Source organism: Candidatus Eisenbacteria bacterium, assembly GCA_035712145.1.
Lineage (GTDB): Bacteria > Eisenbacteria > RBG-16-71-46 > RBG-16-71-46 > RBG-16-71-46 > DASTBI01.
In genome coordinates this window covers 1-7,721 of sequence record DASTBI010000149.1, presented here as the reverse complement: position 1 = coordinate 7,721, position 7,721 = coordinate 1, and the positions used below count along the sequence as shown (strand labels likewise).

Here is a 7,721-nt window from a genome sequence, read left to right as displayed (position 1 = left end):
GCGGCCGGATGCGCCGCGGTCGCTGGCCACGCTCAAGCGCATCCTCACCATCCTCAAGGTGGTGGTGGCGCAGATCGACGTGCTCGAGACCATGACGCCGCTCGACTTCCTCAGCTTCCGCGCGCGGCTCGAGTCGGGGAGCGGCTTCCAGTCGTTCCAGTTCCGCGAGATCGAGTTCGCGCTCGGCGCCAAGAACCCGAAGGCGCTGGATCGCTACGAGCCGGGCAGTGAGGCGCGGCAGAGGCTGGAACGGCGGCTCGCGGCGCCCACGCTGTGGGATGCCTTCCTGCGTTTCCTGGTCGGTCAGGGCTACGCGGTGCCCGCCGAGGCGCTGAAGCGTGACGTCACGCAGCCGGTGCAGGAGACCCAGGCGCTGCATCCGACGCTGATCCAGATCTACCGCAAGGATCCGCTGGTCAGCTCGGTGTGCGAGCGGCTGGTCGACCTCGACGAAGGCCTCATGGAGTGGCGCTATCGCCACGTCAAGATGGTGCAGCGCACCATCGGCTCCAAACCGGGCACGGGTGGTTCCATGGGGGCGGCCTACCTCGAGACCACGCTGAACAAGCCGCTGTTCCCGGACCTCTGGGCGATTCGGGCTGAGCTGTAGTCATCCGTCCTGGGACGGATAGATCTTACTGTCCCGGGGGCGCCGAGTTCGCAGCTTCCTGCGAAATGTCGTGCCCCAACCTGGCTCCAGTGCTAGCCTTCCGCATCCCAGGCACAAGAATACCGTTCGCAACTTCCTGCGCGTCCCGACCCCCCTGAGCTCGGGCCGCGGCGTTCGCTTCGCTCCCGAATGAATGAACGCGTTGGTGACCGCTATTCACTGATCCGTCCTCTCGGCCAGGGCGGCATGGGCGAGGTGTTCCTCGCCCGCGACCTCGCCACCGGCGCCGAGTGTGCTCTCAAGCGGCTGCGCCCCAAGGCGGTTTCCGATCGCTCGGCGCTCGCTCGCGAGTTCGCGTTGCTCGCGGGCATCCGCCATCCGGCCGTGGTTGAAGTGCTCGAGCTCGGATTCGAGCCCGATGGTGCGGCCTGGTACGCGATGCAGTACGCGCCGGGATCCTCGGCCGACCAGCTCGGCGCGCTCACCCGCGAGTCGCTCGCCTTCGTGGCCGTCGAGCTCGCGCACGGACTCGAGGCCTTGCATCAGGCGGGCATCGTCCACGGAGACCTCAAGCCTTCGAATGTCGTCGTCAATCCGGGCGAGCTGCGCCCTGCGGGGGTCCGCATCGTCGACTTCGGGCTCGCGCGCTCGCTGGGCGGAAACGACCGTCGCCACGTCGGCACGGCGGGGTTCGCGGCGCCTGAGATCGTGGCGGGCGGCGCGCTCACGCCGGCTTCCGATCTCTATGCACTCGGTGCAACGCTTTACTCGCTGGCGACGGGGCACTCGCCGTTCGAAGGGGAGAGCAGCACGGATCGTCTCCGCCGCCAGGCCGAAGGGCCGGCGCCGATCGCGCCGCTCGAGCGCGCCGAAGTCTCCCCGGCCTTCTCGAGTCTCATCCTTCGTCTTCTCTCCCCGAATCCCGCCGAACGTCCGCGCGACGCGCGCGAAGTTCGCCGCGAGCTCGAGCGCATCCTTCCCGGAGTGCGCCGGCCGCTGGCCGAACGTCTCCGCACGTTCGTACTGGTGGGCCGAGAGCGCGAGCTGGCGCGGCTCGACGCCTGGCTCGCGGCCGCGCAGCCGAGCACGCTGCTTCTCACCGGCGAGCCGGGCATCGGCCGCACGTCGCTGCTCGACGCCTTCGCTGCGCGCCAAGCACTCGCGCAGCGTCCAGTCTTCCGCATCGCCGAGCCCGGCGCGGAGAAGACGATCGCGCTCGCTGAATCCCGAGCCGTGGACGGTGTGCGGCCCCTGCTCATCGTCGACGACATCGACCGCCTGCCGCCCGCTGCCATCGTGGTGCTCCGGCGTCTCGCGGTCGACCCCTACGGCAGGCTGCGCATGCTGTGGTCGCGTTCCGCGCTGGCCGCGATGCCCGAAGAGGAGCAGGTGCTCGCGCTCTCGGGCCGGCTGGCGCTCCTCGAGCTGTCACCGCTCGATCGCTCGGGCATCGAGCGCTTGATCGCGGCGCGCATCGCCGCCACCGCGGCGCCCGATCTGGTCGAGCATCTCTTCGCTGCGGTCTCGGGGAGCCCAGGGCGGACCATCGAATTGCTGCGAGCCGCAGCCACGACGCGCGCGATCGTCGAGGACGACGGTGGAGTGCGCGTCGACTCTGCGCGCCTCGCCACGCTGCGTCCTTCGGGAGACTTCGCTGCCGCCCAGCTCGAACGAATCTCCGGCCTTCCCGAATCGGCGCAGCATGCCGCGCTCGCGCTCGCGGTCTGCAGCGGCAGACTCCGGCGCGAGCAGCTCGCCAAGCTGCTCGCCGAGGCGGATGGAGGCATCGACGCGCTCTTCGACTCGGGCTTCGTGCGAACCGAGCAAGACGGAGCCATTCGTTTCGCCTTTGGCTCGCTCGCCGAGCCGCTGGTGGCGAGCGCGGATGCCGACACCGTTCGGGCGCTCCATCGCCAGGCTCTGGAGGTGCTCGAGCCCACGCCGGGTGGCAGGATCCACCACATGGCGGCCGCTGGGGATCCGCGGGGTGCGATCCAGCATGCAGAGCACATGTGGGAAACCAGCCCCGAGCAAGTCCCGGTCGAGCTCGTCGCCCGCATCGCCGAGGAGCACGCGATCGGTGCGGATCTCTGGTTCGACCGCGCGGCCCAGGCGGCTCGACGACGCGGCGCCTACCAGGACGCCGCGCGATACCTCGAGCGCGCCATCGAGCGCACCCAGAATGACGCGTTGCGCGCAGAACGCTGGGAGAAGCTGGCCGTCGCGCTCAACCGCGCGGGAGGTCCCGGCGAGGTCGAGCGGGCGATCGCCAAGGCGATGTCGTGCGAGCCCACGCCGGCGGTGCGCGCCCGGTTGCTCGGCACGGAGGCCGCACGACTCTACGGCGCCGGGCTCTTGTCCGAGGCGCTCGCGGCTGCGCAGGAGGCGATCGACGCCTGTGCTCAGGCCGGTGATGTCGAGGGTGCGGGCAACGCGGCACTCACGGCGGGTTCCGTGCTGCTGGCTCTCGATCGCCTGGATGATGCGGAAGTGAAGGGCAAGGGCGCGGCCGAGGAATACGCCGCCTGCGGCAACGCAGTCGGTGAGGCGCGAGCGATCCAGCTTCAGGGCATGATCGCGCAGCGTCGCGGGCGCACGCCCGAAGCCCGGGCTCTCTACGAACGGGCGCTCGAGCGCGCGAAGACGAGTCAGTCGCGGCTGGCGATCGAAGAAGGGCTCAATCATCTCGGTCAGCTCGAGGGCGACCTCGGTCGCGGGCTCGAATGCCGCGAGCACTTCCGGCAGATGCTCCGCATTGCGCTGGAGGACGGACGCGGACACAGCACCGCACTCGCGGCGGTGAATCTGGCGAACGTGGAAGGATTCATCGGCCGGCCGCGCGAAGCGGTGCGCCTTGCGCGCCGGGCCATCCGGCTCACGCGCGCATTTCTCCCATCCCTCGCCTTCGCCGCGCACAGCGCGCGCGCGCGCGGTCTGCGCGCCATGGGCCTTCTGAACCGCGCGCAGCGTGTTTCGGGCAAGGCCGTCGGTCTAGCCCTACAGCAGGCAAGCGTGGAGGGCTCCGCGTGGTGCCGGGCCGAGCATGGGCGGGCCTTGTTCGAGCTCGAGCGATACTCCGAGGTGGTGGCCATTCCGAATCCGCGCGCCGAATCGAGTTGGACGTCGGGCGAGGCGATGCTCGAGCTGGTCGTGGGACGCGCTGCGCTTCGCTTGGCCGATCGCCGGCGTGCAGCGCAGGCGGTTCGTGCTGCGAAGGACTGGCTGGCGCAGCACGAGCATCGCTACGTGGCCGCGGTCGCGTCGCAGCTCCGCGCCGAGCTGTCACTCGCCGAAGGCCGGCTCGACGAGGCGATCGAGTCGCTGGACTCGGCGCTGGCGGGGTTCGAGTCGTATCCGGCCCCGCACGATCGCGCCATGGCACTGCTCGACGCCGCGCGTTTGGCGATTCATTCCCACGTGGATCGCAGGGCTCCCGTCGCTGAGTGGCTCCGTAAGTCGGTCGCCTTGTTCGAGCGGCTCGGCAACCGCACTCGCAGGGCGCAGGCGATCGAGGTGGAGTGCGAATGGCTGCGCGGCCAGGTCGAGCACGGCCTCGTCGAGGCGGAGCGCGGCCTGATCGAGAAGGTGGGAGAGCTGCTGCGCTCGCTGTCGGACTACGAAGAGCTGAGCCAGCGCGCCATGGAGCTGGCCGTCGACCAGTTCGAGGCCGAGCGCGGCGTGCTCCTCGTCCTCGACGAGGCCACCGGCACCATGGAGCCCATCGCTCAATGCGGCGCCGCGGATGCGACGTCAGCCGAGGAAATTCTACAGTTCAGCCGCCGGCTGGTTCAGCGCGTCGTGAACGAAGCGCGCAGCATCCGCGTCTTCGACGCGCCGCAGGACCCTCAGGCGGCTTCGCGCAGCGTCGAGGAGCTCCGGCTGCGCGCGCTCCTCTGCGTGCCGATGTTCCTGGACGGGCGTGTGGTGGGTGCGGTCTACCTCGACTCGAGAAACCCTGGCGTGTTTGGCGATGCCGAGCGCAAGCTGCTCGATGCGTTCGCGATGATGATGGCGGTGGCCCTCGAGAAGAGCCGCGCCAGCGAGCGCCTCACCCGGGAGAATCTCAAGCTTCGACGTGAAATGAGCGGCCTGGTTCGCGCCGGCTTGATCGGATCGAGCCGCGCTCTGCGCAAGATCATTCCGCTCATCGAGCGCGCGGCCGGCAGTCAGGCCACCGTGCTCCTCACCGGCGAAACGGGCACGGGGAAGGGGCGCGTCGCCGAGGTGATCCATCAGTCGGGGCCTCGAGCCAACAAGCCGTTCGTTCCCGTGAATTGCCCGGCCTTGGAGAAGAACCTCCTGATCAGCGAGCTGTTCGGAATTCTCGATGGAGTCGCGGTGGGCGTGAAGGCGAGCCCCGGCCACTTCCGCGCAGCGGACAAGGGAACGATCTTCCTCGACGAGATCACCGAGATCGGCCTGGACCAGCAAGGTGCTCTGCTCGCCGCCGTCGAGAAGTCGGAAGTCACTCCCGTCGGGAGCACGAAGCCGGTGTTCATCGACGTGCGCATCATTGCGGCCACGAATCGCGACCTGAAGAGCGCGGTGGAGAACGGCAGGTTCCGGGAGGACTTGCTCCATCGGCTGGACGTCATCCGGATCGAGCTGCCGCCGCTGCGTGAGCGCAAGGGAGACATCCCGGAGCTGGCGCGCCACTTCGCTGCGCAGGTGGCTGCGCGAGACGGACGACAGGTTCCCGAGCTCGCATCCGACTTTCTCGCGGACCTCATGCAGCGTGACTGGCCCGGAAACGTGCGGGAGCTGGAGAACTTCGTGGAGCGCGCGATGGTGATGACACCTGGCGACGTGCTCCATGCGCCGACTTCGATGAGGAAGCCAACCCGACGTTTTCCAACCAACGGTGGAGCGAAGCTGAAAGAGACTCAGGAGGCTCGCGAGCGGCAAGCGATCGAGCACGCGCTCCGGATGTTCCACAGCAATCAGAGCAAGGCCGCTGGGTACCTTGGGCTCAAGGAATCCACACTCCGCGCCAAGATGGCCAAGTACGGGATCCAGGGTCGCAGGAAACCGCGACCCGAGTAGTTTTCGCGAAAAGCTGCGAATCACGGGCCTCCCCGCGCTCTCCGCGCCCTGCCGCAACCGCCCCAAATCCATCGCAAGTTCTTGCGAATTCCAATCGCAGGCGCCTCGCGGAGTACAACCGATAACCTACAGATAATCAATAGCTTAGAAGCCACGACGAAGACGCGGTTCCGGCACGTTGCTCGCCTTATGGGTCAGGTGGGTCCCCAACCCACCTTCCCCCGTGAGGAGCAATCCGATGTCGCGCCGCTCTTGGTATGCCGTGCTGATCCTCGCTTCATCGCTCACGGTTCACCGTCCGGCTCTTGCCCAGTACAGCGGTACGGGGCCGAGCGGCGGAACGACCTGCCGTCCCGCGACTCCCGAAGCCGGCTCGCTCAACGGCACGGGAATCCCGCGGATCGGCTGGCCCGGCGTGCGGGGTCTCTTCGAAAGCGGTTTCCGGAGGAGCCCGCGCCTCTCGCTGCAGGAGGGGGCCTTGCCGTTCTTCGTGCGCCGCCGAGCGGGGGCTTAACCCGCCCCCAACCGTTGGAGGGTCGATGCCCGTCGAAAATCAACCGCATTGCACGCGTTCCAACGTGCTCGTCCTCCTCGGGACGAGTGCCAAGCGAGAGGGAGTGGCGCGCAGCATCCACTCCTCTCGCCCACGTCCCAAGGGCGCGTATCACCAGTTCGACTGCCGACGCGAAGCCGACGTGCTTCGCCTTGCGCTGTGTCAATGGGCCAACCGCGACCACCGTCTTGGTCAGAGCGAGGCGTTTCTCGACGATCGCGCTTGCACGCTGTTCGTGAACTCGGTGGACGCACTCTCGAACGAAGACCAGGAGCTGCTGCTTCGGCTCGTGGACCGCCTCGCGGAGACCAGCCTGATCGGCGCAGCGTGTCCGCTCGGACTCTTGATCACCGGCAGTGCGACCGACCTCGAGGCCCAGGTGAGCGCTGGTCGATTCCTTCCCCAGCTCTACGACTCGCTCGACAAGGTGCGCGTCGTGCTGAGCGAGTCCAACATCCAAGAGGAGCTCGCCGAATGGCCAGCGTGACCCCCGTAATTCATCGCGATGACCCGCTCACCAATGCCTTGTCGTATCCGGCAGGAATGACGCTGTGTCGTCAGGGGGAGCCGATCCGCGACGTGTTCCACATCCAGCGTGGTCTCGTGAAGCTCATGCGTGTGAACACGACCGGGAAGGAGCGGATCGTCGGGCTCCGCTCGTCGGGATGGTTCGTTGGCGCCGCGGCGGTCATCCTGGGCGAGCCGGCGGCCGCCACCGCGGTCACGCTCACCGCCGTCAGGATGTCGCGGATGTGCGCCCCGGCCTTTCTGCAGCGGCTGCAGAGCGACACCGATCTCTCCTGGCAGATCCATCACATGCACAGTCGCGAGATCGACGTGGATCTGATCGAGTCCAGCGACCTGCATGCGATCCGCTCGCGCGATCGGCTCGTGGCGTTCTTGCGGGCGCTTCCATCGACGCCGGGCGGGTGCATGGAGGGTCACCGGGTGATCCTGCCGCTGCGCCAGTGGGAGCTGAGCCAGCTGCTGGGGATGACCGCGCCTTACCTTTGCCGGCTCCTGCGCGATCTCGAGGATGACGGGACACTGTTCCGGCGCGGCTCGGCTTTCGTGCTGCCCGACCTGATGAGTGGGAGCCAGGTCGGGCTGCGCCCTCGTCTTCAGAAAGTGGTACGGCAACGTTGCGGCACTTGAATGACGCCACAGTTCACGGCCGATACGGTTTGTGAGCGCACCGCACGCGAATGGGGCTGGCGCCGGGTTGGCACGACGCGGATTGATCGGGGGACGATCCGTCGTTCCGGTGACGGCCCCAAGAATGAAGTAGCGGCCGGGATCACCGCCTTCCCGACAGGTTGGGGGTTGGAAGGCGGCCCCGGCCGACTCTCGCGAGCCACGCGGGCAAGGCTGCATGGTGCTATTCTTCGGCATGCTTGGCCCCCGATCGCTGTGGCTCACCCTTGCCCTTCCCATGACCATCACGTCCCCCGCCGTCGCCGCCGACGACCCGGCGCGCCTCAAGCGCAACGTCGTCCCGACCTTCGAGGCCATCCG

At 68.1% G+C, this 7,721-nt stretch carries 5 protein-coding genes; all 5 read left to right on the top strand.

The window, feature by feature from the left end; all coding sequences use genetic code 11:
* Positions 1 to 610, top strand: a 610-nt coding sequence (locus VFQ05_09270) for a tryptophan 2,3-dioxygenase family protein (protein ID HET9326948.1), incomplete at its 5' end; no start/stop codon positions are given.
* A gap of 189 nt (positions 611 to 799) precedes the next feature.
* Positions 800 to 5,653 carry a sigma 54-interacting transcriptional regulator gene (locus VFQ05_09265; GenBank protein HET9326947.1) on the top strand — a complete coding sequence of 1,618 codons (4,854 nt, stop codon included), beginning with the start codon at positions 800 to 802 and terminating at the stop codon, positions 5,651 to 5,653.
* Positions 5,654 to 5,891: 238 nt separating this feature from the next.
* Entirely contained in the window at positions 5,892 to 6,167 is a 276-nt protein-coding gene (locus tag VFQ05_09260) for a hypothetical protein (GenBank protein HET9326946.1), read from the top strand.
* A gap of 25 nt (positions 6,168 to 6,192) precedes the next feature.
* Positions 6,193 to 6,693 carry a sigma 54-interacting transcriptional regulator gene (locus VFQ05_09255; protein HET9326945.1) on the top strand — a complete coding sequence of 167 codons (501 nt, stop codon included), beginning with the start codon at positions 6,193 to 6,195 and terminating at the stop codon, positions 6,691 to 6,693.
* Positions 6,681 to 7,361, top strand: a complete 681-nt coding sequence (locus VFQ05_09250; GenBank protein ID HET9326944.1) for a Crp/Fnr family transcriptional regulator — start codon at positions 6,681 to 6,683, stop codon at positions 7,359 to 7,361. Before VFQ05_09255 ends, VFQ05_09250 begins: the two co-directional genes overlap by 13 nt.
* Positions 7,362 to 7,721: the final 360 nt, after the last annotated feature.

Coding starts and splice junctions, on each gene's coding strand:
- VFQ05_09250 (HET9326944.1), top strand. CDS start 6,681: ATGGCCAGCGTGACCCCCGTAATTCATCGCGATGACCCGCTCACCAAT.
- VFQ05_09260 (HET9326946.1), top strand. CDS start 5,892: ATGTCGCGCCGCTCTTGGTATGCCGTGCTGATCCTCGCTTCATCGCTC.
- VFQ05_09265 (HET9326947.1), top strand. CDS start 800: ATGAATGAACGCGTTGGTGACCGCTATTCACTGATCCGTCCTCTCGGC.
- VFQ05_09255 (HET9326945.1), top strand. CDS start 6,193: ATGCCCGTCGAAAATCAACCGCATTGCACGCGTTCCAACGTGCTCGTC.